We start from the raw sequence: 22938 nt of genomic DNA, 5'->3' as shown, positions 1-22938 counted from the left end.
TCACCCCTGGGGCAGCGGGGCGAACAGGTCCACCCCATGGCCGTCCGGGTCCTGGACGACGGCGTAGCGCTGCCCCCAGAAGGCGTCCCACGGTGGCTTCTCGCCCGTGTAGCCGGCGCCGGTGAGTTCCGCGTAGAGCTTGTCGACGCCGGCGGGACCGGCGCACTCGAAGGCCAGCCCGGTGGGGGTGCCGCCCTCGGGCGGGGTCCAGTCCGGGTCGATGGCCCGTGCGGTCTCGTGGGTGTCCCACATCAGCCGCAGCCCACCGGGGAGCGGCGCCTCGGCGTGCGGGGCGGTGTCGGCTTCGGCGGGGATGTCCAGGCCGAGGCGGCGGTAGAAGGCGAGCGCGGCGGGCATGTCGGCGACGACCATGCCGAGGGCCGCGAACCGCGGGGCGGACGGGGTGGCGGGGGACGGTGAAGTGCTCATACGGCGAGCGTAGGCAGCCCGCCGGGCCGCGTCTTGAACGAATCGGACGCGCGCCGGGCCCGTGTCACGGCCGGGCCCGCCTCACGGGCACTGGATGACCTGTCCCGCGTACGAGAGGTTGCCGCCGAAGGCGAACAGCAGCACCGGGGCGCCGGAGGCGATCTCGCGCCGCTCGACCAGCTTGGACAGCGCGAGCGGGACGGAGGCCGCGGAGGTGTTGCCGGAGTCGACCACGTCCTTGGCGACCACCGCGTTGACCGCGCCGATGCGCTCCGCGACCGGCTCGATGATCCGCAGGTTGGCCTGGTGCAGCACCACACCGGCGAGATCGGCGGGGGTGATCCCGGAGCGTTCGCACACCGCACGGGCGATGGCCGGCAGCTGCGTCGTGGCCCAGCGGTAGACGGTCTGGCCCTCCTGGGCGAACCGGGCCGGCTCGCCCTCGATGCGCACCGCGGCGCCCATCTCCGGCACCGAACCCCACAGCACCGGGCCGATGCCCGGCTCCGGCGCGGCCCCGACGACCGCGGCGCCCGCCCCGTCGCCGACCAGCACACAGGTCGTGCGGTCCGTCCAGTCGACGACGTCGGTGAACTTCTCCGCCCCGATGACCAGGGCGTGGGTCGCGGAACCGGCGCGGATGGCGTGGTCGGCGGTGGCCAGCGCATGGGTGAAGCCGGAGCAGACCACGTTGATGTCCATGGTGGCGGGCGCGTGCAGGCCGAGCCGGGCGGCGACCCGGGCCGCGGCGTTCGGGCTGCGGTCCTGGGCGGTGCAGGTGGCGACCAGCACCAGGTCGATGTCCTGCGGGGCCAGGCCACTGGCGGCCAGGGCCTTGGCCGCGGCGGCCGCCGCCATCGCGTCCACGGTCTCGTCCGGAGCGGCGACATGGCGGGTACGGATGCCGACCCGGCTGCGAATCCAGGCGTCGTCGGTGTCGACGATCCTGGCGAGGTCGTCGTTGGTGAGCACGCCGGAGGGCTGGTAATGGCCGAGGGCCAGGACGCGTGACCCGGTCATGAGTTCCCCTGTACGTGGGTGGTCGGTATGTCCACCAGTCTCACCCGCCGGTGCCGGAGGGCGGCTGCGTGAACTGCCAATGTTCCGTGGCCAGAACTGGAGACAGTTGTCAGAACCGGCGGGTTCCGGGCCCGGCGGGCGTGTCCCGTCGCCGGACGGACATCCGGGCGCCGCCTCTGAGACGGCGCCCGGACACTCCCCGTTACGGGCACCGCCCCGGCGCCCCTGACGGCGACGCCCGGCACCCTTACGGCATCACCCCGGCGCTCCCCTACGGCATCACCCCGACGCTGCCCTACGGCACCACCCCGGCGCTCCCTTACGGCAACGCCCGGAAGCGCCGCAGCCGCAGGCTGTTGCCGACGACGAAGACCGAGGAGAAGGCCATCGCGGCCCCGGCGATCATCGGGTTGAGCAGTCCGGCGGCGGCCAGCGGCAGCGCCGCGACGTTGTAGCCGAAGGCCCAGAACAGGTTGGTCCGGATGGTGCCGAGCGTCGCCCGCGCCAGGCGGATGGCGTCCGCCGCGGCGCGCAGATCGCCGCGGACGAGGGTGAGGTCCCCGGCCTCGATGGCGGCGTCGGTGCCGGTGCCCATCGCCAGCCCCAGGTCGGCGCGGGCCAGCGCGGCCGCGTCGTTGACGCCGTCACCGACCATGGCGACCGAGCGGCCCTCGGACTGGAGCCGGGCGACGACCGCGACCTTGTCCTCGGGGAGCACCCCGGCGATCACCTCGTCGATCCCGACCTCGGCGGCCACCGCCTCGGCGACGGCCTGGTGGTCGCCGGTCAGCAGGACCGGGGTCAGGCCCAGGGCGCGCAGCCGGCGCACGGCCTCGGCGCTGGTGGGCTTCACCGCGTCGGACACCACCAGCACCGCGCGCGCCGCGCCGTCCCAGCCGACGGTGACCGCGGTACGGCCCGCCGCCTCGGCCGCCTCCTTGGCCGCCGCCAGCCCGGGCGGCAGGGACTGGCCCGCCTGCCGCAGCAGCTGCTCGCGGCCCACCAGGACGTCATGGCCCTCGACCACGCCCCGGACGCCCAGACCCGGGACGCTGGTGAAGTCCCGCGCGCCGGGCAGGGAGACGCCACGGGACTCGGCGCCGGTGGCGACGGCGCGGGCGATGGGGTGCTCGGAGGCGTGTTCCAGCGCGCCGGCCAGCCGCAGCGCCGCCGGCTCCGTCACCCCCTCCGCGAGGTGGACCTCGGTCAGCGTCATCACTCCGGTGGTGACCGTGCCGGTCTTGTCCAGGACGACGGTGTCCACCCGCCGGGTCGACTCCAGCACCTCCGGCCCCTTGAGCAGGATGCCGAGCTGGGCGCCGCGCCCGGTCCCGACCATCAGCGCGGTCGGGGTGGCCAGCCCCAGGGCGCACGGGCAGGCGATGATCAGGACGGCGACGGCCGCGGTGAAGGCGGCCACCGCGCCGTGGCCGGTGCCGAGCCAGTAGCCGAGGGTGCCCAGGGCGAGCGCGATCACCAGCGGGACGAAGACGGCGGAGATCCGGTCGGCCAGCCGCTGCGCCGCGGCCTTCCCGTTCTGGGCGTCCTCGACCAGCCGCGCCATCCGGGCGAGCTGGGTGTCCGCGCCGACCCGGGTGGCCTCGACGACCAGCCGGCCGCCCGCGTTGACGGTGGCGCCGGTGACGGTGTCGCCGGGGGAGACCTCGACCGGGACGGACTCACCGGTGAGCATCGAGGCGTCCACGGCGGAGGCCCCCTCGACCACCGTCCCGTCGGTGGCGATCTTCTCTCCGGGCCGCACCACGAAGCGGTCCCCGGTCTGCAGCGCGTCCACCGGGAGGCGCACCTCACGGCCGTCCCGCAGTACGGCGACGTCCTTGGCGCCCAGTTCCAGCAGCGCCCGCAGCGCGGCGCCCGCCTTGCGCTTGGCGCGCGCCTCGAAGGAGCGGCCGGCCAGGATGAAGGTGGTGACGCCCGCGGCGGCCTCCAGATAGATGGCGCCGCTGCCGTCGGTGCGGGTGAAGGTCAGCTCGAAGGGGTGGGTCATCCCCGGCATGCCCGCGGTGCCGAAGAACAGCGCCCACACGGACCAGCCCAGCGCCGCGAGGGTGCCCATCGAGATGAGGGTGTCCATCGTGGCGGCGCCGTGCCGCAGGTTCGTCCAGGCGGCCCGGTGGAAGGGCCAGGCGCCGTACGCGACCACCGGGGCGGCCAGGGTCAGCGAGAGCCACTGCCAGTTGGTGAACTGCAGGGCCGGCACCATCGCCATCAGCACCACCGGGACGGTGAGGACGAGGGAGACCAGCAGCCGCTGCCGCAGCGCGGTCGACGCCTCGTCGTCCCGGCCGTCCGCCGCGTCCCCGCCGCCGTCGGAGGGCTCGGCGGCCGGCGGCGCGGGGACCGTCGCGGTGTAGCCGGTCCGCTCCACGGTGGCGATCAGATCCGCGGTCGCGACGCCGCTGCCCTCCGCGACCGTCACCTGCGCCTTCTCGGTGGCGTAGTTGACGGTGGCGGTGACGCCGTCCATACGGTTGAGCTTCTTCTCGACGCGGGCGGCGCACGAGGCGCAGGTCATCCCGCCGATCTCCAACTCGACGCCGTGCGCTCCGATCGCGGTGGTCATGCCTGCTCCTCGGTCTGCTGCGAGTCTCCGTCTCCCGGGAGAACCATATACCCCCCTAGGGTATTCCCCGGGGTGCGGTCACGGAGCGGCGCCCGCTTTCTTCCCCTTCGCCGCCCTCTGTGCGACCCAGGGTCCCCCCGCCGCCGCGCTGTGTGAAAACGGCCGCTTCGCCGTACCGTTCACCGGCCCCCGCGGGCCATACTGGCCCGGTGTCGATGATCAGCAACCTCCGCAAGGCCGTCCGGCTGCCGCAGCCGCGCAGCCGGGGAGTCGACCTCAGCCACCCGGCGCGATCGCCGCTCGGTACCGCCGTGGTGAACTGCGCGGTGTACGTGGACGGCGTACGGCAGAAGGGCGACCACCCGGCTGATGTGGCGATCCGCCGGGTCCGCAGGACCGGCAGGGGATTTGTCTGGATCGGGCTGCATGAGCCGTCCGAGAAGGAATTCGCCGGAATCGTGGAGCTGTTCGGGCTGCATCCGCTCGCCGTCGAGGACGCGGTGCTCGCCCATCAGCGGCCGAAGCTGGAGCACTACGACGACTCGCTGTTCACCGTCTTCAAGACCGTCTGCTACGTCGATCACGACCGGCTCACCGACACCAGCGAGGTCGTGGAGACCGGCGAGATCATGGTCTTCACCGGCACCGACTTCGTGATCACGGTGCGGCACGGCGGTCACGGCTCGCTGGGGCCGCTGCGCGAGCAACTGGAGTGCGAGCCCGAGCAGTTGGCGCTCGGCCCGTCCGCCGTGCTGCACGCCGTCGCCGACCTCGTCGTGGACGACTACCTCGATGTCACGGCGGCCGTCCAGGACGACATCGACGACGTCGAGAGCGAGGTCTTCTCCGTCCGCGGCAGCGGCGGGGCCGGCCGGATCTACCAGCTCAAGCGCGAGCTGCTGGAACTCAAGCGGGCCGTGGCCCCCTTGGACCGGCCGATGCAGGAGCTGGCGACCCGCCCGATGTCCGAGGTCGACGCCCGGATCAAGACCTACTTCCGGGATGTCGCCGACCACCTGGACCGGGTCACCGAGCAGATCACCGCCTTCGACGAACTGCTCAACTCGATACTCCAGGCCCATCTCGCCCAGGTCACCGTCGCCCAGAACGAGGACATGCGCCGGATCAGTGCCTGGGTCGCGATCCTGGCCGTGCCGACCATGATCTGCGGTGTGTACGGCATGAACTTCGACCACATGCCGGAGAAGCACTGGACCTTCGGCTATCCACTCGTGATGGCCGTGATACTGAGCCTCTGCTGGGTGATCCACCGCGGCTTCAAGCGGAACGGCTGGCTCTAGGGGGAAGCCCCTAGGGAGCGTCCGCACCGCCCCGTCCGCCTCGCCCCTGTCGAGAAATCCCCGCTCACGCATGGCGTGTTGAGGGGATTTCGGTGAAGTGCCCGATAAGCATGCCCCTGACCCGTTCCTCCGGTGAACGGGTGGTCGCGGCGCCGGGCGTCCGGCGAGCCCCCGGTACGCGCCGGACGCCGGACCGCGGTCCCGCCGGTTCTGACAGGAGCAGCACATTGCGGTACGGAGAGGACCAGCGGCGGCCGCGCCGGTGCGGGCACGCGGACGGCAAGCTGGTGCTGCCGCTGGAGGAGTACCTGGAGAAGCTCGACCTGGTGCTCGCCAGCCGTACCGACCTGCTCGTCGTGGCCCGTACGGACGCCACCGAGGAGGACGAGATGCTGCGGCGGGCGGCCCCGCCGCGGGCCCCGCCCCGCCGCCTGCCAGGGCACCCGCGCCCGGACGGCGGTAGCCTGAGACCGCTGATGATCTCGGGAGACCCATGAACGAGCGACGTCGCCGGGCGGCCCCCTGGCAGGGGCAGTGGCCGGTGATCGGCGTGGTGGCCGTGGGCGGTGCCGTCGGCGCCACGGCGCGTTACGGCGCCGCCCTCCTCTGGCCCACCGGCAACGGCGCCTTCCCCTGGACGACCCTGGGCGTCAACGTCGTCGGCTGCGCGCTGATGGGCGTGCTGATGGTGCTGATCACCGAGGTCGGGACGGCCCACCGGCTGGTGCGGCCCTTCCTCGGCACCGGCATCCTCGGCGGCTTCACCACCTTCTCCACCTACGCCGTGGACATCCAGCGGCTGATCGACGCCGGGCACCCGGCCGAGGCCCTGGCCTGTCTCGCGGGCACCCTGTGCGCCGCGCTCGCGGCCGTATGGGGCGGGGTGACCGGCACTCGCGCACTTCTCCAACTGAGGCGGCGGACGGCATGACGGACGGCACGGCACACCCCGGCGGCGCTCCGGCGCTCCGGCTCACGGTCCTCGTCGGCGAACAGGACACCTGGCACCACAAGCCGCTCTACGCGGAGGTCGTGCACCGTGCCCGGGAAGCCGGACTGGCCGGTGCCAGCGTCTTCCGCGGCATCGAGGGCTTCGGCGCCGGCTCCCTCATCCACACCCAGCGGCTGCTGTCGCTGAGCGAGGAGCTGCCGGTCGCGATCGTCGTCGTCGACACCGCGGAACGGGTCCGCTCCTTCCTCCCGCGGCTGGACGAACTCCTCGCGGGCGGCGGCCTGGTCACCCTCGACCCGTGCGAGCGGATCACCTACCCCCGCACCGGGGACACCGCCCCCGAGCAGGACGGCCGCGGATGAACTGGCTGCTGGTGGTGGCCGGTGCGGTGGTCGGGGCGCCGCTGCGCTTCCTCACCGACCGCTATGTGCAGTCCCGGCACGACACGGTCTTCCCCTGGGGGACGTTCACCGTCAACGCCGTCGGCTCGCTGATCCTGGGCCTGCTGACCGGCGCGGCCGCCGCGGGCGCCGCCGGCCCGCACCTCCAGCTGCTGCTCGGCACCGGCCTGTGCGGAGCGCTGACGACCTACTCCACCTTCTCGTACGAGACGCTCCGGCTGGCCGCCGACGGGGCGCGGGGCGGTGCCGCCGCCAACGCCGTGGCGAGCGTCGCCGCGGGGCTCGCGGCCGCGTTCGCCGGAGTGGCGATCGCCCACGCGCTGTGGGGCTGAGCGGGGCGGCCCGGACAGACGAAAGCGGTGGGGCTCCGGGGGGAGCCCCACCGCGGGGACGGCGCAGGAGATGCGAGGGCTGGTGGGGTTCGAGCGCCGGCCGCCAGGTTCCGGCACTCGACAGCCCCAGGCGTGCGGACCGGCCACCGTCAGCCCGGCCGGTCCGCCGGCCTCCGCCGAACTTCGGTGCTTCAGCGGGACGGTGGGTCCGTCAGGAGGTCTTGCCGAAGCGGATGCCCGCCAGGCCGTTGGCCCAGAGCTGGTCCACCTTGGCGGTCTCGTTCGCGTCCGGCTGGGCGTTCTGGCACGAGGTGCCGGGGCCGCCGCCGGACATCAGCTCGCTGCACGGACCCTCGTAGTGGTCCGGCAGGCCGAGCACATGGCCGGTCTCATGCGCGGTCACGCGGGTGGAGTTGTACTCCTGGTTCTGCTTGTAGTCCAGGAAGACGAAGCCCTTGCCGTGGCCGTCGGTGCTGGCGTACGAGCCGCGCGGGTCGTCGCCCTCGCGGTACTCGAAGTCGCCGCCGCTGCCTTCCTGCAGCTTGACGTTCTGCACGGCGCCGTTCCAGATGGAGGTGCTCTGCGCTATCTGTTCCGCGAACTTCGGGGCCTTGCCGGCGTCGTAGGTGACGGTGACCGAGGCCGCGTCGGGGTGCGCCTTCATCTTGGCCCTGGCCGACTTGATCACGGCCTCGAAGAACGCCTTGGTGTCGGCCTTCTCGGCGGCCGAGCCGTTGTACGCCGCGATCGAAGCGGCGGTGCTGTGGGAGGAGTTGGTGGGGGAGGGGGAAGCTGCCGAAACCGGCGCCGCAGCGGCGAGCGCGGCGACGAGGCCCAGACCGAGCGCCGCCGACAGCGCCGTCTTGGGAGATCTCATGTGGGGGCTCCTTAATTTCCGGAGGGCCGTACGGTCGCCGTGTGGGGCGGCGACCGGGGCCCTGCGGATTTCTTGGTGCCGTTGAGTCTGGACGGAGTTCACCCGGAAGGCAGAGATGTTAGGTGGCGATAGCACCAGCCAATACCCTGCGCGAAAAACGGAGTTCAGACAGGTTTGAGAGTCTGGTGTGACGGATGCCGACGTCGTTATGCTCCGGACGTGGAGCTCGAGGTAAGGCATCTTCGCGCATTGTGCGCCATCGCCGACACCGGCAGCGTACGCAAGGCTGCCCGGCAGCTCGGCATGACCCAGCCCTCCCTGACCACCCAGCTCCACCGCATCGAGAAAGCCCTGGGTGGCCAGCTCTTCTTCCGCGAGCCGAGCGGCAGCCGGCCCACGCCCCTGGGGCACTCGGTGCTGTGCCGGGCCCGGCCGATAGTGGCCGAAATGCGGGCACTTATTGACGAGGTTGCCTCGGCCTCGCAGCGCGAACAGGGCGCCCGGCTGCACATCGGCAGCACCAACAGCCCCGCCGTCGCCGGCTGGCTGCGCCGGCTACGGGTCCGGCTGCCGGAAACGGACACCACGATAAGAACCGATGTGTCCGCCAACGCCCTGCTGCACATGGTCTCCACGGGACAGCTCGACGCCGCCTTCGTCCACGAGGTCGAGGGCGCGCCCCTGCGGGTCCCCGACGGCCTGGCCGTGTATGAACTCATCGCCAGGGAACCGCAGTTCATCGCCCTGTCGGACACCCACCCCGCGGCCGCCCGGGAGGTCATCCGGGTCGCCGACCTCGCCGACGACCAGTGGATGGTCGACCCGACCGTGGACGGCGAGTGGGCCGGACTGCGCCGTATCTGGGCCGCGGCCGGAATCAACCCCCGGGTCGTGCACGGCGACTACCTCACCACCGTGGACCTCGTCACGGCCGGTGAGGTGGTCACCCCCTGCCAGCCGACCGCCCGCTCCCGCCACGGCATGGCGATCCGCCCCCTGTACGGCGACCCGCTCGCCGTCCGGCTGTTCATGGCCTGCCGTCAGGACGACACCCCCGCCGCCTCCGCGGACGACCTCTTCGCCGATCTGACCGCCTCCTACATGGAGATCGCCTGGGCGAGCGACGCCTACCGGGCGTGGCTGGTACGGCACGACGGCCCGCTGACCGTGGGGACCTGAGGCCGGGCGACGGGGGCGACGGCGGACCCGGCCCGCGGCGCCCGTGCCGCGGCGCCCGTCCGCCAACCGTGTGAAAGGGGCGGGTCCGGGCTGACGGGAGCGGCCGGACGGCGGGGTGATGGCCGAGAGTGGGACGCCCGAGCGCCGGCGCGGCCAAGCCTGGAGACCCTGTGGACGGCACCCTTTCCCTGGTTCTGCTCCTGGTGTTCCTGTGGTGCCTGTGCTCGCGGCGGATGGAGCGCTTCGAACTCACCGCCCCGGCCGCCTTCGTCCTGCTGGGCCTGCTGCTGGGCGAGGGCACCGGGGTCCTCGACCTCCACCTCCCGCACGAGACGGTCAAGGCGCTCGCGGAGATCACCCTGGTCTGGGTGCTCTTCACCGACGCCGCGCGGCTCTCCTTCCGCGCCCTGCGCCCGGAACTCGGGCTCTACGTACGGCTGCTGGGCATCGGCCTGCCGCTGTGCGTGGGCCTCGGCGCGCTGGTCGCCGCCGCCCTTCTGCCCGGTGTCTCCGGCTGGTCCGCGCTCTACGTCGGAGCCGCGCTCGCGCCGACGGACGCCGCACTCGGCGCCACGATGATGGTCAACCCCGTGGTGCCCGCGCGCATCCGCCGGCTGATCAACGTGGAGAGCGGCCTCAACGACGGCATCGCCACCCCGCTGGTGGTGCTCGCGCTGGCCGGGGTGTCCGCCGCCGAACACACCGCCGGGCCGGACGCCACCGGCCACGCCCTGGTGGAGCTGGCCGTCGGCGCCGCGTACGGCGCCGCGGTCGGCCTCGCCGCCGGCTGGCTGCTGCGCACCGCGCTCCGCAACGGCTGGGCGGCCGAGGACTTCGCCGGCGCGGGCGTGCTGGCCCTCTCCCTGCTCGGCTACACCTCCGCCCTGGCGATCGGCGGCAACGGCTTCGTCGCCGCCTTCGTCGCCGGTCTGGCGTTCGGCACGACGCACGGCGCGCCCCCGCGGGTGCTGCTGTACGTCGAGCAGACGGGGGCGCTGCTGTCCGTGCTGGTCTGGCTGGCCTTCGGCGCCGTGCTGCTCCCGGAGGTGTTCGCCCACCTCACCTGGCAGGCCGTGGTCTACGCCGTGCTGAGCCTGACCGTGATCCGTATGGTGCCGGTGGCGCTGTGTCTGGCCGGCAGCGGGCTGGACGCGAAGACGGTGGGCTTCATCGGCTGGTTCGGCCCCCGCGGACTGGCCTCGATCATCTTCGGGCTGCTCGCGGTCGAGGAACTCACCCCCGCCGGTGCCCGGACGGTGCTCCCGGTGATCGCCTGCACCGTCCTCCTCAGCGTCCTCGCCCACGGCCTCACCTCCGCCCCGCTGGCGAACCGCTACGGCAAGGCGGCCGGGCCCGCGGCCCCCGCCGGCGCACCGCCCCAGGACCTGCCCGTCCGGGGCATGGCGGCCGGCGGCCTCCACCGCAACCGCGGCCGCCGCGGCCCGTCACCGACCTGACCCCGCCCACAAAGACCGCACCCGCCCCGCCGCCCTCCGCGATCGGCGGAGGGGGTGGAACGGGTGCGGGACACCTGGTGCGGCGCTACGCCCCGGCGTACGCGGGACGGGACGCCGGGCCCGGGTCAGCCCTTCTTGGTCTCCCAGAAGATCTTGTCGATCTGGGCGATGTAGTCCAGGGCCTTCTGGCCGGTGGCCGGGTCGTTGGAACCCTTGGCGGCGCTGAGGGCCTTGAGGGTGTCGTTGACCAGCTGGTGCAGCTCCGGGTACTTCTCGAAGTGCGGGGGCTTGAAGTAGTCGCTCCACAGCACCGAGACGTGGTGCTTGGCCAGCTCGGCGCGCTGCTCCTTGATCTGGACGGCGCGGGTGCGGAAGTCGGCGTCCTCGTTGGCCTGGTACTTCTCCTGGACGGCCTTGACCGACTCGGCCTCGATGCGGGCCTGGGCGGGGTCGTACACACCACAGGGCAGGTCGCAGTGGGCGCTGACCTTGACCTTGGGGGCGAACAGGCGCGAAAGCATGTTCAGTCCTTCCTCGTGATCGTCTTCTCAGGTGCGAGATTACTCGGTGCGGGAAGGCTTTTCTCGGGCGGGCCGGGGGTCTTAGGGCAAAAGTCCGGTGTCACGCCGGGACTGGTGGAGGATGGGCCCGTGAACGGGTCGGACCGGAGCTGGACCGGGAGGTACGGGATGCCGGAGCGGGTGCACGAGCGCGAGCCGGAGCGGGGCGCGGAAGCGGACGCCGGGCAGGAACGGGGCGGGCTCCTTCGTGCCTTCGGGCTGGCCGAGGTGTACAACCCGTCGATGGTGCCGACGCTGCGGCCCGGCGACCAGCTGGTGGTGCGGTACGGGGCGGCGGTCCGGCCCGGTGACGTGGTCGTGCTGCGGCATCCGTTCCGGCAGGACCTGCTGATCGTCAAGCGGGCGGTGCAGCGGCGCGACGGCGGCTGGTGGGTCCAGGGGGACAATCCGTTCGTCGAGAACGACAGCCGGGAGTTCGGGGTGGTCCCGGACGAGCTGGTCCTCGCGCGCGCCTGGGTGCGGGTGCGGCCGCCGCGGGGGATTCAGCGCTCGGTCACCGGGGTGCTCTCCTGGGCGGTGTCGGCGGTCCGGCCGGTACGGGCCGCGCGCTCGTTCTCCAGGCGCTTGCGGGCGCGGTAGGCGGCGACGTTGGCGCGGGTGGCGCAGCGGTCGGAGCAGTAGCGCCGGGAGCGGTTGGTCGAGGTGTCCAGGTAGACGTTGCGGCAGGGCCGCGCCTCGCAGATGCCCAGCCGGTCCACGCCCAGCTCGGTGAGGTGGAAGGCCAGGCCCATACAGGCGGTCGCGGTGTAGCCGGCGGTCGCGTTGGCGGCGTGGTCGGCGATGTGCATGTGCCAGTCGGGGCGGCCGTTGTCGTTCCGGAACTCGTGGCCGGAGATCTGCGGGCTGACCGGGAACTCCATCATCAGGGCGTTGAGCAGGTCCACGGCCAGCACCTCGTCGCCGGTGTCGGCGGCCTCGAAGACGGCGCGCAGCCGGGAGCGGACCGTGCGCAGCCGTGTGACGTCGCTGTCGGTCGCGCGCCGGGCGGCCTGCTGGGCGGGACCGAAGAGCTCCCGTACGACGTCGACCGAGGTCAGGGTGTCGGTGCCGCGTTCGGGCTGCTCGGTGTTGACCAGTCGCACGGCATAGTCCGAGTAATAGGCCAGTTCCACTTGTAGTCCTTACGGGCGGAGGCTAGGGTGCGGGTACGACCTTGTAGTAAGGGGTGTCCTCACTACGAGGGTATTACGGCCTGGAGAGGAAGCGATGACCGAGACCGTCGTCGGCGCCGATTGGCAAGCGTGGCAGAACAGTTGGGACCGCCAGCAGGAGTGGTACCTCCCCGACCGTGAGGAGCGGTTCCGGGTGATGCTGGACATGGTCGAGGCGCTGGTGGGTCCGGCGCCCCGGGTCCTGGATCTGGCATGCGGCACGGGCAGTATCTCCGACCGGCTGCTCACGCGGTTCCCCGAGGCCGAGAGTGTGGGCGTCGATCTCGATCCCGCGCTGCTGGCCATCGCGGAAGGGTACTTCGAAGGCGAGTCCCGGGTCCGCTTCGTACGGGCCGATCTCAAGGACCCGCAGTGGACGGCGAAGCTGCCGCACGACTCCTACGACGCGGTGCTCACCGCCACCGCGCTGCACTGGCTGCACAGCGAGGACCTGCGCGGGCTCTACGGGCAGCTCGGCGGGCTGGTGCGGGACGGCGGGGTCTTCATGAACGCCGACCGGATGCCCGAGGAGGGCACCCCGCGGATCAACGCCGCCGAGCGGGTCTTCCGGCATGCGCGGATGGACGCGGCGAAGGCGAAGGGCGCCGTGGACTGGGCCGAGTGGTGGCAGCTGGCGGCCGCCGACCCGCGGCTGGCAGGGCCGACCGCCGAGCGCTTCGAGATCTACGGCGAGCACGCGGACGGCGACACCCCGTCGGCCGCGTGGCACGCCGCCGTGCTGCGCGAGGCGGGCTTCGCTGAGGCCCGGCCGGTATGGGCCTCGCCCACCGACGCCCTGGTGCTGGGCCTGAAGTAGGGCGGCCCTACAGTGAGGGGCGGCCCGGCGGTGCCTGTCGTACGCACCCACCGGACCGCCCCTTACCGCCACCGCGTCCGCGGCGGGCGCGCTACAGCACCTTCGACAGGAACGACTTCGTCCGCTCGTGCTGCGGATTGCCGAGCACCTCGCGCGGGTGGCCGGACTCGACCACCACACCGTCGTCCATGAAGACCAGCGAGTCGCCGACCTCCCGGGCGAAGCCCATCTCATGGGTCACGACGATCATCGTCATGCCGTCCGCGGCCAGGTCCTTCATGACGTCCAGGACGTCACCGACCAGCTCCGGGTCCAGCGCCGAGGTCGGCTCGTCGAAGAGCATCAGCTTCGGCTCCATCGCCAGCGCACGGGCGATGGCGACGCGCTGCTGCTGGCCGCCGGAGAGCTGCGAGGGGTAGTTCCTGGCCTTGTCGGCGAGGCCGACGCGGTCCAGGAGCCTGACCGCCCGCTCCCGCGCCGCGGCCTTGGACTCGCCCTTGACCTGGATCGGCGCCTCCATGACGTTCTCGATCGCGGTCATGTGCGGGAAGAGGTTGAAGCGCTGGAAGACCATGCCGATGTCCCGGCGGCGCGCGGCGACCTCCTTGTCGCGCAGCTCGTAGAGCTTGCCGTTGTGCTCGCGGTAGCCGACCAGTTCGCCGTCGACCGAGAGCCGGCCGGCGTTGACCTTCTCCAGGTGGTTGATGCAGCGCAGGAACGTCGACTTGCCGGAGCCGGACGGGCCGATCAGGCAGAAGACCTCCCGCGGCGCGACCTCCAGGTCGATGCCCTTGAGGATGTGGGCCGCGCCGAAGGACTTGTGGACGCCCTCGGCCTTGACCATCGGGCCGCCGCTGCTGCCCGCGGACTTCTCAGTGGTGATCTTGCTGGTCATCCGGCACCTCCGGCGGAGCGGTTGAAGCCGCCGGTCAGCTTCGCCTTGGCGCGCTGGAGCGGAGTGGGCGGGAGCTGGCGGCTGGCACCGCGGGCGTAGTACCGCTCAAGGTAGTACTGCCCGATGCTCAGCACCGTGGTGGCGATCAGGTACCAGGTGGCGGCGAGGATCAGCATCTCGACCACCACACCGGAGTCCCGGCCGATGTTCTGGGCGGCCTGCAGCAGGTCGTAGTACTGGACGGCGGCCACCAGGGACGAGGTCTTCAGCATGTTGATGACCTCGTTGCCGGTCGGCGGCACGATCACCCGCATCGCCTGCGGCACGATGATCCGGCGCAGCGTCTTGGCGTGGCTCATGCCCAGCGCGTGCGCCGCCTCGGTCTGGCCCTCGTCGACGGCGTTGAGGCCGGCCCGGCAGATCTCCGCCATGTACGCCGCCTCGTTGAGCCCCAGGCCCAGCAGCGCGCACAGGAACGGGGTCATGAAGTCCGACCACTCGTCCTTGTAGATCGGCATGATGTCGATGTACTGGAAGACGAGGCCCAGGTTGAACCAGAGGAACAGCTGGACGTAGACCGGCGTGCCGCGGAAGAACCAGACGTAGAACCACGCGACCGTCGAGGTGACCGGGTTCTTGGACTGGCGCATCACGGCCAGGACCACACCGCCGACGATGCCGATGATCATCGAGAGCACGGTGATCAGCAGGGTGTTGCGCAGACCCTTGAGGATGTCCGCGTTGAACATGTACTGGGGGATGGCGTCCCAGTTGACGTCCGCGGTGGCGAAGGCCCTGCCGAGCAGGGCGATCAGCCCGATGACGACGAGTGCCGCCACCCAGCGTCCGTAATGGCGTACGGGGATGGCTTTGAGGGACTGGGGCGGCGGAGCATCTGCCGGCGGCTGGGCCGACTTGTCGACGTCAACTGACACGGGTGTTGCCTTTCAGCATTCGGCGGGAGGTGCGCGGGGCGGAGGGTGCGGTGTGCGACGGCTCAGGAGCCGCTGTTGATCTGCACCTTCTTGACCGCGGCGTCCTTGACGTCCCACTTGTCCAGGACCTTGGCGTACGTGCCGTTCTTGATCGCGCTTTCCACGGCGGCCTTCAGCGCGTCGCGCAGCTGGGTCTGGCCCTTGGGGATCGCGATGCCGTACGGGGCCGCCTTCAGCGGCGCGCCGCCGACCATCTGGAAGTCCTTGCCGCCCCCGGAGACCTTCACCGCGTACGCCGCGACCGGGTAGTCGCTGGAGACGGCGTCCACGCCGCCGGTACGCAGCCGGGTCTGGGCCTCGGAGTCGTTGTCGAACGCCTCGATCGAGATCGGCTCCGCGTCGTTGGACTCACAGGCCTTCGACTTGTCCTTGGCCAGGTCGTGCGAGACCGTGCCACGCTGCACCGCGATCTTCTTGCCGCACAGCGTTTCCCAGCCGTCGACGCCGTTGGTCTTGCCCTTGCGGGTGTAGAGCGAGACGCCGACGTTGAGGTAGTCGATGAAGTCGACGCCCTTGCCGATCTTCTTGCCGGTGTTGCTGTCGATGCCCTCCTGGCGCTCCTTGGTGTCCGTCATCGCCGACATCGCGATGTCGTAGCGCCTGGACTTCAGGCCGCCCATGAGGGTGTCGAAGGTGGCGTTGTTGAAGTTGAGCTTGATGCCCAGCTCCTTGCTCATCGCCGCCGCGAGATCCGGGTCGATGCCCTCGATCTTCCCGCTGGAGCGGAACTCCACCGGCTTGTACGTGATGTCCGAGCCGACCTGGAGGAAGCCCTTCTCCTGGACGTCCTTGGGCAGCTTCTTGAACAGCGGGGCGTTGACGTTCCGGCTCTTCTTCGCCTCACGCTTGGCGATGGCCTCGTTCGTCTGGTCACCGCAGGCGCTGAGCAGCAGCAGCGAGGCGGCGACCGCGGTCGCTGCGGCCGCGGCTGTACGAGACCTGCCGGCGGCCGTGCGACGGGTGGTGCGTGCGGTCATGCTGAGCCTCCTGCGGATGGAGAAGCCGACGCGACAAAGGGCCGGGGCACACCTTCGAGCGTCGTGACCTCGGTCGGTGACGGAATCCTGCCATCCGCGCTCCGGTATTCGGACTCTCGTTCAGGTCAAAATCGGATAACGGACGGCGGCGCCGGGATGGCGGGCGGATGCCGCCGGGGAGGTCCCGCGACGGTCCGGCGGGCACCCGGTGGCCCGGCCCGGCTCCGGGCATCTCGGAATCCGGACGGAGGCGGAGGGCTCTTCTGAGTTTTTTGTGCATTTCGCCGTTATTGTCGGAGCCTTGAACCCGAGGGTAATGAATCTGACTCGTCGGGGCGCGCGCCCGTCAGGTAGAAAGGTGCGTTACACCCCTCATCCGGGGCTCAGGGCGCGTGTGCGGCGCGCCCGGCGTCCGTACCTCCCCCCGCGCCGCAGTCATCTGTGGCGCAGGGCACGGACGCGGTGCCCGCCCACCCCTCAACCAGGGAGTGGCCACCCTCAGCAGATTCACGAATAAAAGGGGTAAGACAAGTGGCAGCGGAGATCGTCAATCCTCGCAGCGACAGCAATACCGGTACGGACGCGAACAGCGCGCCCGACAATGCCTTCGATCCGGCGTTCGCGCTGCATCGCGGCGGCAAGATGGCCATTCAGGCGACCGTGCCGGTCCGGGACAAGGACGACCTGTCCCTCGCCTACACGCCGGGCGTCGCCAAGGTGTGCAGCGCCATCGCCGAGCAGCCCGAGCTGGTGCACGACTACACCTGGAAGTCCCAGGTCGTCGCCGTGGTCACGGACGGCACCGCGGTGCTCGGCCTCGGCGACATCGGTCCGGAGGCCTCGCTCCCCGTGATGGAGGGCAAGGCCATCCTCTTCAAGCAGTTCGGCGGCGTCGACGCGGTGCCGATCGCGCTCGGCACCACCGACACCGACGAGATCATCGAGACCGTCGTCCGCCTGGCCCCGTCCTTCGGCGGCGTCAACCTGGAGGACATCTCGGCGCCGCGGTGCTTCGAGATCGAGCGCCGGCTCCAGGAGGCCCTGGACATCCCGGTCTTCCACGACGACCAGCACGGCACCGCCGTGGTCACGCTGGCCGCCCTGCGGAACGCCGCCAAGCTCACCGACCGTTCGCTGGGGCAGCTGCGGGCGGTCATCTCGGGCGCCGGTGCGGCCGGTGTCGCCATCGCCAAGATCCTCATCGAGGCGGGCATCGGAGACGTCGCGGTGTGCGACCGCAAGGGCATCGTCTCCACCGACCGCTCCGACCTCACCGACGTCAAGCGTGACGTGGCCGGCTTCACGAACAAGGGCGGGCTGACCGGTTCCCTGGAGGACGCGCTGGACGGCGCCGACGTCTTCATCGGTGTCTCCGGCGGCACGGTGCCGGAGGAGGCGGTGGCGAAGATGGCGAAGGACTCGCTGATCTTCGCGATGGCCAACCCGACCCCGGAGATCCACCCGGACATCGCGCACAAGTACGCGGCCGTGGTCGCCACCGGGCGCAGCGACTACCCCAACCAGATCAACAACGTGCTGGCCTTCCCGGGCATCTTCGCCGGTGCCATGCAGGTGCGGGCCAGCCGGATCACGGAGGGCATGAAGCTCGCCGCCGCCGAGGCGCTGGCCGCCGTGGTCGCCGACGAACTCAGCGCCGACCGGGTGATCCCCTCGCCGTTCGACGAGCGGGTCGCGCCGGCCGTGACCGCAGCCGTCGCGGCCGCCGCCCGCGCCGAGGGCGTGGCGCGCCGCTGACCGCGCCGCCGCGTTTCCACGCCGACGGGCCGGGCCCGCACCTCCAGAGGTGCGGGCCCGGCCCGTTGTGAGCGCGGTGCGCCGCCGGGCCGACGCGGTGCGTGTCACACCCGTACGCGGTACCGAAGCGCCCGGCAGCGGCCTACGTTGGGCTCATGTTTGCTGCCTATGCCGCCCGCATCGACCGTGACCAGCCGCTGAACGGCCTCGAATTGGGGGAGCGCCCGGCCCCCGGCGTACGCCCCGGCTGGACGACCGTCAACGTGAAGGCCGCCTCCCTCAACCACCACGACCTGTGGTCGCTGCGCGGGGTGGGGATCACCGACGAGGCGCTGCCGATGATCCTCGGCTGCGATGCCGCCGGGGTGGACGAGGACGGCAACGAGGTCGTCCTGCACTCCGTCATCGGGCAGACCGGCCACGGCGTCGGCCCCAAGGAGAAGCCCTCCATCCTCACCGAGCGCTACCAGGGCACCTTCGCCGAGCAGGTCACCGTCCCCTCCTGGAATGTGCTGCCCAAGCCGAAGGAGCTGTCCTTCGAGGAGGCCGCCTGCCTGCCGACCGCCTGGCTGACCGCGTACCGGATGCTGTTCACCAACGGGGGCGTACGGCCCGGCGACAGCGTCCTGGTGCAGGGCGCGGGCGGCGGTGTGGCGACCGCCGCCATCGTGCTGGGCGCCGCGGCCGGGCTGCGGGTCTTCGCCACCAGCCGGGACGAGGCCAAGCGCAAGCGGGCCCTGGAGCTGGGCGCCGAGGCGGTGTTCGCGAGCGGTGAGCGGCTGCCGCACCGGGTGGACGCGGTGATCGAGACGGTCGGCGCCGCCACCTGGTCGCACTCCGTCAAGTCGCTGCGCCCCGGCGGCACCCTGGTCATCTCGGGCGCCACCAGCGGCTTCACCCCGAAGAGCGGGGAGCTCAACCGGATCTTCTTCCTGGAGCTGAAGGTCGTCGGCTCCACGATGGGTGACAAGACGGAGCTGGCCTCGCTGCTCAGCTTCTGCGCGGCCAAGGGCATCCGGCCGGTCATCGACTCGACGCTGCCGCTGGACCGGGCGCGCGAGGGCTTCAGCAAGATGGCCGAGGGTGAGCTGTTCGGCAAGATCGTGCTGACCGTCTGACGGCCTGACGGACACTCACTCCTCATCGGAAGGCTGCGAAGCGTGCGGATTCTGCGGGCGGAGGGGCGTCCCGCCATGCCGTGGAGCAACGGTGGCGGGGTGACCCGGGAGGTCGCCGTCCACCCGCCGGGCGCCGGCTGGGACACCTTCGTCTGGCGGGTCAGCCTGGCGGACGTCACCCGGGACGGGCCGTACTCGCCGCTGCCCGGCGTCCGGCGCGTCCTCACCGTCGTCGACGGGGCCGGGCTGGAGCTGACGGTGGACGGCGCCACCCGGCTCCTCCCGGACCGCGGCCGCCCGTTCGCCTTCCCCGGCGGCGCGGAGACCGGCTCCCGGCTGCTGGACGGCCCGGTCGTCAACCTCAACGTGATGCTGCGGGAGGGGCGGGCGGACGCGACGGTGGAGATGCTGCGGGGCCGCCGGACGGTGGAGCCGGTATGGCGGCCGGCCGGTGGCGCCGCTCGCGCCGACGGCCCGGAGGCCGTGCTCGTCGTGGCCGTCGAGGGGGAGACCCTGGTCCGGACGCCCGGCGGGCCAGCGGTGCCGCTGGCCCGTTTCGACGCGGTGCTGCTGGCGGGGCCGCGGGCGGCGCCCGCCGAGGTGCGGACGGACGGCACCGCGGCGCTGATCACCCTGTCCGCGGCCGCCCGCCCCCCGGGCTGAACCTCCCGGCCCACGGACTCCTCAAGTGTGCCCACCCCCGGGCGATTCGCGCCACACCTGTCAATGATGGTTGACGTCCAACGGGTGTCAACGTACATTGACATCCATGACCGAAGCAACGGATCTCGCCGAGCGGGCCGGTGACCGGGACCCCCGGGTGGGGCTCCGCGCCGTGGCCGCGCTCCGCCGGCTCCTGGAGCAGCTCGAAGCCGTGCAGGTGCGCAGCGCCCGCGCGAAGGGCTGGTCGTGGCAGGAGATCGCGGCGGAGCTGGGTGTCAGCAGGCAGGCAGTGCACAAGAAGCACGGGAGGCGCTGATGTTCGAGAAGTTCACGGCCGAGGCACGCGCGGTGGTGCGCGGCGCGGCGGAGCAGGCGGACCGTACGGGCAACGGGACGATCGGCGAACCGGAGCTGCTGCTCGCACTGCTGGAGCGTAAGCAGTCACCGGCCGCCGGGGTGCTCGCCGCACTCGGGGTCCACGAACGGCGGGAGTCGGTGGCGCAGGCCCTGGCGGAGGTACGCCGCCGGGGCGGGGTGACCGCGGCGGACGCGGCGGCGCTGGCCGGGCTGGGGATCGACATCGACGCGGTCGTGGCGCGGGTGGAGCAGACCCACGGGGTGGGCGCGCTGGCCTCCGACGGGACGGCCGGGCGCCGGAAACGGGTGCGCCGGCCCTTCACCCCGGAGGCGAAGGCCGTACTGGAGCGCGCGCTGCGCATCGGGGTCGGCCGCGGTGAGCGCCACCTCGGCGACGAGCATCTGCTGCTCGCGCTGACCACCGGCTCCGGACCGGCCGCGGCGGTGCTCGCCGATATCGGGGTGACGCACGACGCGGTGGTGCGGTCGCTGGGCGAGGCGGGGGGCCGGCGCGCGAGTTGAGCCGGGCGGGGCGGCTTCAGGGGTCCACGGGGCCGCCTCGTGACCGCCCGGTGGGACGGGCCTCCTGGCAGCGCCCGGCCGGACCGCCCCTACGGCTGACCGGCCCGCACCCTCCCGAGGCCCGGGGTGCTGCGCCGGGGGAGGTATCCGGCCTCGGAGACGGCGCCGAGCACCGGGTGGAGCAGATGCGCCAGCCGTTCGGCGCGGGAGTGGCCCAGTGCCCGCCACGGCCCGGCCGCCAGCCGGTCGGTCGTCCGCTCGATCGCCTCGCGTTCCGTGCGGGCGCGGTCGGTCGCGGTGCCGTCCGGGGCGATCCAGCCACGGGCGGCGAGACGGTGCCGGGCGTCGCTCCACTCCTGTGCGCTCCAGCCGCGTCCCACGAAGTCGGCGGCCGGCGCGGCACCCGTGACGACACACGACACCAGGGCCTCACACGGGTCGAGTTCGCAGGTCAGCAGGGCCGCCAGATGGCCGTCCCCACGGTGTTCGCGGAGCACCGTCGCGGCCTGCCAGAGCACCAGGTGCGGGGCGTCCGGCCAGGGCAGATCGCGGTTGGCGGCGGCCAGCGGACGGGCGGCGGGACCGGCGTTCTCGGCGGCCTGCCGGGCGAGCCGTGCCGCCTCCATGAGCTGCGCGGTGGTCAGCCGGCCGTCGACGAGGGCGGTCAGCGCACGGTCCATCGCCAGCAGCCGGGCCTCCAGCACCACGGACGGTGCGGCGACGCTCCAGATCCGCGGGACGTAACGGGCGACCATCCGCGGGCTGAAGGTGTAGTACGTCGCGGCGACCAGCTCGGGTCCGGCGGCGCCCAGCGGAGCCGTACGCCAGGCGAAATAGCTGGGCCAGCGGGACGCGACGTCATGGCCGAGGCCGGCGGCGATCCGGCGGGCCTCGGGGGCGAAGTACAGCGTGGCGTGCAGTGGCTCCAGCAGGTGCCACATCCGGCGGGCGACCGAAAGGTATTCCGACATCGCTTTACCTCATGGCCTTCACGATGCGTGCGCAGACGGGAGAGTCGGACGGTGGTCCGGACCACGGCCGCCGGCCCGCGGAATCGGGCGGTGGGGCTCCCCGGTACCCGGTGCCGAACGAAAAACCGTGCGAAGTAGTCACTTCCCCGATTACGCCGCGTGAATCCGGACCGCAGATGGCAACTGTGGGTAACAGAAGGTCGGTTGGGGGATTCCGCTTCCGGGCGCCGCGGCCCCGGGTGGCCCAAACCCCCTCGTGCGGCGGAAATTGAGTCGAACACGGGCGGCCGCACACGTACGGTGACCCGGCCGGCGGCGGCCCACGGGGGGCCGGGGCCGCACGACGCGAGGAAGCGGGCCGCAGATGTCACAGCAGGGATGGGCCGACGAGGGATTCGGGGCCGTCGCGGACGCGTTCGCGCGGAATGCCGCCGAGGGCCGGGAACTCGGCGCCGCCGTCGCGGTGTTCGCGGACGGGCGCAAGGTCGTCGACCTGTGGGGCGGGACCGCCGACGACCGGACCGGGCGCGCGTGGGACGAGGACACCGTCCTTCCCGTGATGTCCCTCGCCAAGGGCCCGGTCAGCATCTGCGCCCATCTGCTCGCCCAGCAGGGGAAGCTGGATCTCGACGCCCCGGTGGCCGACGTCTGGCCGGAGTTCGCCCAAGGGGGCAAGGAGCGGATCACCGCCCGGATGGTGCTCGCCCACACCGCCGGAATCCCGCTCGCCGAGCGGAGGCTGAGCTTCGGGGAGCTGACCCGGTGGACGCCGGTGATCCGCGCCCTGGAGGAGCAGCCGGTGCTGTACGAGCCCGGCACCGCCTACGAGTACCACGCGCACGCCTTCGGCTTCATCATCGGCGAACTGATCCGGCGGCTGACCGGCCGGACGCCCGGCGGCCACTTCCGCGAGGCCGTCGGCGACGGACTGGGGCTGCGGACCTGGATCGGGATGCCGCGGGAGGAGGTGCCGCGGCTGGCCCGGCTCGCCGAGGCCGCGGGGCGCTCCCCGCTGCCGAGCGCCGACCTGCTGCCCATGCGGGCCCTGACGAAGAACGGCGTCCTGCCCTTCCCCGGCCTCGACGATCCGCACGGCTACAACTCCCCGGACCTGCTGACCGCCGAGTTCCCCGGTGCGGGCGCGGTGTCGAGCGCCCGCGGGCTGGCGGCCCTGTACGCGGCGGTCGCGACCGGGGTGGACGGCGGGCCGCGGCTGCTCGGCGCCGACACCGTGACCGACGCGGTCCGGCAGCTGTCGGGCGGTCCGTCGTGGTCGGGGTTCCCGGACCTCGGCGCCCGCTGGGGCAGCGGCTTCCTCGTCGACTCGCCGTTCCGTCGGCTGCTCGGTACGCGCTCCTTTGGCAACAGCGGGGCGGGCGGTCAGTTCGCCTTCGGCGACGACGAGTTCGGCGTCGGCTTCGCCTACACCGCGAACCGGATGGGGGCCGGTGGTGACCCGCGGGCCGACCGGCTCATCGGTGCGCTGCGGAGCTGCGTCGGGGCCCCGGAGCCCACGGCCGGGGCCTGAGCGCACGGCCGCGGCGGGGCGGGCGCGCCCTGAGGCACCCGCCCCGCCGCGGTGGTCTCCCGCGCCGGCCCCGCCC

At 72.3% G+C, this 22938-nt stretch carries 24 protein-coding genes and 1 pseudogene; 15 read left to right on the top strand and 10 right to left on the bottom strand.

Features of this window, described 5'->3' with window-relative positions:
* From ACWC9R_RS15735 to ACWC9R_RS15725, 3 genes are all read right to left on the bottom strand, one after another.
* A complete protein-coding gene (locus ACWC9R_RS15735; RefSeq protein ID WP_450731981.1) occupies positions 1-429 on the bottom strand; it encodes a VOC family protein in 429 nt (142 codons plus the stop codon).
* An 81-nt stretch (positions 430-510) separates the two neighbouring features.
* Positions 511-1449, bottom strand: a complete 939-nt coding sequence (locus ACWC9R_RS15730; RefSeq protein ID WP_450731980.1) for a beta-ketoacyl-ACP synthase III — start codon at positions 1447-1449, stop codon at positions 511-513.
* Positions 1450-1768: 319 nt separating this feature from the next.
* Positions 1769-4033, bottom strand: a complete 2265-nt coding sequence (locus tag ACWC9R_RS15725) for a heavy metal translocating P-type ATPase (RefSeq protein WP_450731978.1) — start codon at positions 4031-4033, stop codon at positions 1769-1771.
* A 215-nt stretch (positions 4034-4248) separates the two neighbouring features.
* Here ACWC9R_RS15725 and ACWC9R_RS15720 point away from each other — a divergent pair, with 215 nt between their 5' ends.
* From ACWC9R_RS15720 to crcB, 5 genes and pseudogenes are all read left to right on the top strand, one after another.
* The gene (locus ACWC9R_RS15720; protein WP_450732048.1) at positions 4249-5334 is read left to right on the top strand and encodes a magnesium and cobalt transport protein CorA; all 1086 of its coding nucleotides are present in this window, start codon (positions 4249-4251) and stop codon (positions 5332-5334) included.
* Between the two features lie 239 nt (positions 5335-5573).
* A pseudogene (locus ACWC9R_RS15715) lies at positions 5574-5741 on the top strand (isocitrate lyase/PEP mutase family protein); the annotation flags it as partial.
* An 86-nt stretch (positions 5742-5827) separates the two neighbouring features.
* Positions 5828-6265, top strand: coding sequence for a fluoride efflux transporter FluC (locus ACWC9R_RS15710; protein ID WP_450731976.1), 438 nt, complete (start codon positions 5828-5830; stop codon positions 6263-6265).
* A complete protein-coding gene (locus tag ACWC9R_RS15705; protein ID WP_450731974.1) occupies positions 6262-6648 on the top strand; it encodes a DUF190 domain-containing protein in 387 nt (128 codons plus the stop codon). Before ACWC9R_RS15710 ends, ACWC9R_RS15705 begins: the two co-directional genes overlap by 4 nt.
* Positions 6645-7019 carry a fluoride efflux transporter CrcB gene (gene crcB, locus ACWC9R_RS15700; protein ID WP_450731972.1) on the top strand — a complete coding sequence of 125 codons (375 nt, stop codon included), beginning with the start codon at positions 6645-6647 and terminating at the stop codon, positions 7017-7019. The genes ACWC9R_RS15705 and crcB overlap by 4 nt, the downstream gene beginning before the upstream one ends.
* Before the next feature lie 211 nt (positions 7020-7230).
* Here the strand turns inward: crcB and snpA are convergent, their stop codons facing one another.
* The gene (gene snpA / locus ACWC9R_RS15695) at positions 7231-7896 is read right to left on the bottom strand and encodes a snapalysin (RefSeq protein ID WP_450731970.1); all 666 of its coding nucleotides are present in this window, start codon (positions 7894-7896) and stop codon (positions 7231-7233) included.
* A 219-nt stretch (positions 7897-8115) separates the two neighbouring features.
* Here snpA and ACWC9R_RS15690 point away from each other — a divergent pair, with 219 nt between their 5' ends.
* Both ACWC9R_RS15690 and ACWC9R_RS15685 read left to right on the top strand, forming a co-directional pair.
* Entirely contained in the window at positions 8116-9075 is a 960-nt protein-coding gene (locus tag ACWC9R_RS15690; protein WP_450731968.1) for a LysR family transcriptional regulator, read from the top strand.
* 170 nt (positions 9076-9245) lie between these two features.
* A complete protein-coding gene (locus ACWC9R_RS15685) occupies positions 9246-10532 on the top strand; it encodes a cation:proton antiporter domain-containing protein (protein ID WP_450731967.1) in 1287 nt (428 codons plus the stop codon).
* A gap of 125 nt (positions 10533-10657) precedes the next feature.
* Here ACWC9R_RS15685 and sodN read toward each other — a convergent pair whose 3' ends face one another.
* Complete coding sequence (gene sodN, locus ACWC9R_RS15680) at positions 10658-11053, bottom strand: superoxide dismutase, Ni (RefSeq protein ID WP_450731965.1); 396 nt, start codon at positions 11051-11053, stop codon at positions 10658-10660.
* A 168-nt stretch (positions 11054-11221) separates the two neighbouring features.
* On the opposite strand from sodN, the gene sodX reads away from it, so the two are divergent.
* A complete protein-coding gene (gene sodX, locus ACWC9R_RS15675) occupies positions 11222-11692 on the top strand; it encodes a nickel-type superoxide dismutase maturation protease (RefSeq protein WP_450732046.1) in 471 nt (156 codons plus the stop codon).
* Here sodX and ACWC9R_RS15670 read toward each other — a convergent pair.
* Positions 11596-12225: a CGNR zinc finger domain-containing protein gene (locus tag ACWC9R_RS15670; protein ID WP_450731963.1), complete on the bottom strand. Its 630-nt coding sequence runs from the start codon at positions 12223-12225 to the stop codon at positions 11596-11598. The two genes, sodX and ACWC9R_RS15670, sit on opposite strands and share 97 nt — an antisense overlap.
* 94 nt (positions 12226-12319) lie before the next feature.
* Here ACWC9R_RS15670 and ACWC9R_RS15665 point away from each other — a divergent pair, with 94 nt between their 5' ends.
* Entirely contained in the window at positions 12320-13081 is a 762-nt protein-coding gene (locus ACWC9R_RS15665) for a class I SAM-dependent methyltransferase (RefSeq protein WP_450731961.1), read from the top strand.
* Between the two features lie 91 nt (positions 13082-13172).
* On the opposite strand, the gene ACWC9R_RS15660 is transcribed toward ACWC9R_RS15665, so the two are convergent.
* From ACWC9R_RS15660 to ACWC9R_RS15650, 3 genes are all read right to left on the bottom strand, one after another.
* Entirely contained in the window at positions 13173-13925 is a 753-nt protein-coding gene (locus tag ACWC9R_RS15660; protein WP_362604770.1) for an amino acid ABC transporter ATP-binding protein, read from the bottom strand.
* 47 nt (positions 13926-13972) lie between these two features.
* The gene (locus tag ACWC9R_RS15655; protein ID WP_450731959.1) at positions 13973-14911 is read right to left on the bottom strand and encodes an amino acid ABC transporter permease; all 939 of its coding nucleotides are present in this window, start codon (positions 14909-14911) and stop codon (positions 13973-13975) included.
* Positions 14912-14973: 62 nt separating this feature from the next.
* The gene (locus ACWC9R_RS15650; protein WP_450731957.1) at positions 14974-15948 is read right to left on the bottom strand and encodes an ABC transporter substrate-binding protein; all 975 of its coding nucleotides are present in this window, start codon (positions 15946-15948) and stop codon (positions 14974-14976) included.
* A 531-nt stretch (positions 15949-16479) separates the two neighbouring features.
* On the opposite strand from ACWC9R_RS15650, the gene ACWC9R_RS15645 reads away from it, so the two are divergent.
* From ACWC9R_RS15645 to ACWC9R_RS15625, 5 genes are all read left to right on the top strand, one after another.
* Positions 16480-17703, top strand: a complete 1224-nt coding sequence (locus tag ACWC9R_RS15645; RefSeq protein WP_450731955.1) for an NAD(P)-dependent malic enzyme — start codon at positions 16480-16482, stop codon at positions 17701-17703.
* A 155-nt stretch (positions 17704-17858) separates the two neighbouring features.
* Positions 17859-18821 (top strand): zinc-binding dehydrogenase, encoded by a 963-nt coding sequence (locus ACWC9R_RS15640; protein WP_450731953.1) that lies wholly within the window; start codon positions 17859-17861, stop codon positions 18819-18821.
* 75 nt (positions 18822-18896) lie between these two features.
* Complete coding sequence (locus tag ACWC9R_RS15635; RefSeq protein WP_450731952.1) at positions 18897-19484, top strand: HutD/Ves family protein; 588 nt, start codon at positions 18897-18899, stop codon at positions 19482-19484.
* A 106-nt stretch (positions 19485-19590) separates the two neighbouring features.
* Positions 19591-19800: a helix-turn-helix domain-containing protein gene (locus ACWC9R_RS15630; protein ID WP_009718008.1), complete on the top strand. Its 210-nt coding sequence runs from the start codon at positions 19591-19593 to the stop codon at positions 19798-19800.
* Entirely contained in the window at positions 19800-20363 is a 564-nt protein-coding gene (locus ACWC9R_RS15625; protein WP_450731950.1) for a Clp protease N-terminal domain-containing protein, read from the top strand. Before ACWC9R_RS15630 ends, ACWC9R_RS15625 begins: the two co-directional genes overlap by 1 nt.
* A gap of 89 nt (positions 20364-20452) precedes the next feature.
* Here ACWC9R_RS15625 and ACWC9R_RS15620 read toward each other — a convergent pair whose 3' ends face one another.
* Positions 20453-21334, bottom strand: coding sequence for an SCO6745 family protein (locus ACWC9R_RS15620; RefSeq protein ID WP_450731948.1), 882 nt, complete (start codon positions 21332-21334; stop codon positions 20453-20455).
* Between the two features lie 364 nt (positions 21335-21698).
* Between ACWC9R_RS15620 and ACWC9R_RS15615 the strand changes: the two genes are divergently transcribed.
* Entirely contained in the window at positions 21699-22862 is a 1164-nt protein-coding gene (locus ACWC9R_RS15615) for a serine hydrolase domain-containing protein (protein ID WP_450731946.1), read from the top strand.
* Positions 22863-22938: the final 76 nt, after the last annotated feature.

This window comes from Streptomyces sp. NPDC001219 (assembly GCF_053597915.1).
The sequence above is the reverse complement of the archived record's forward strand: the minus strand, read 5'-3'. Positions and strand labels throughout refer to the sequence as shown.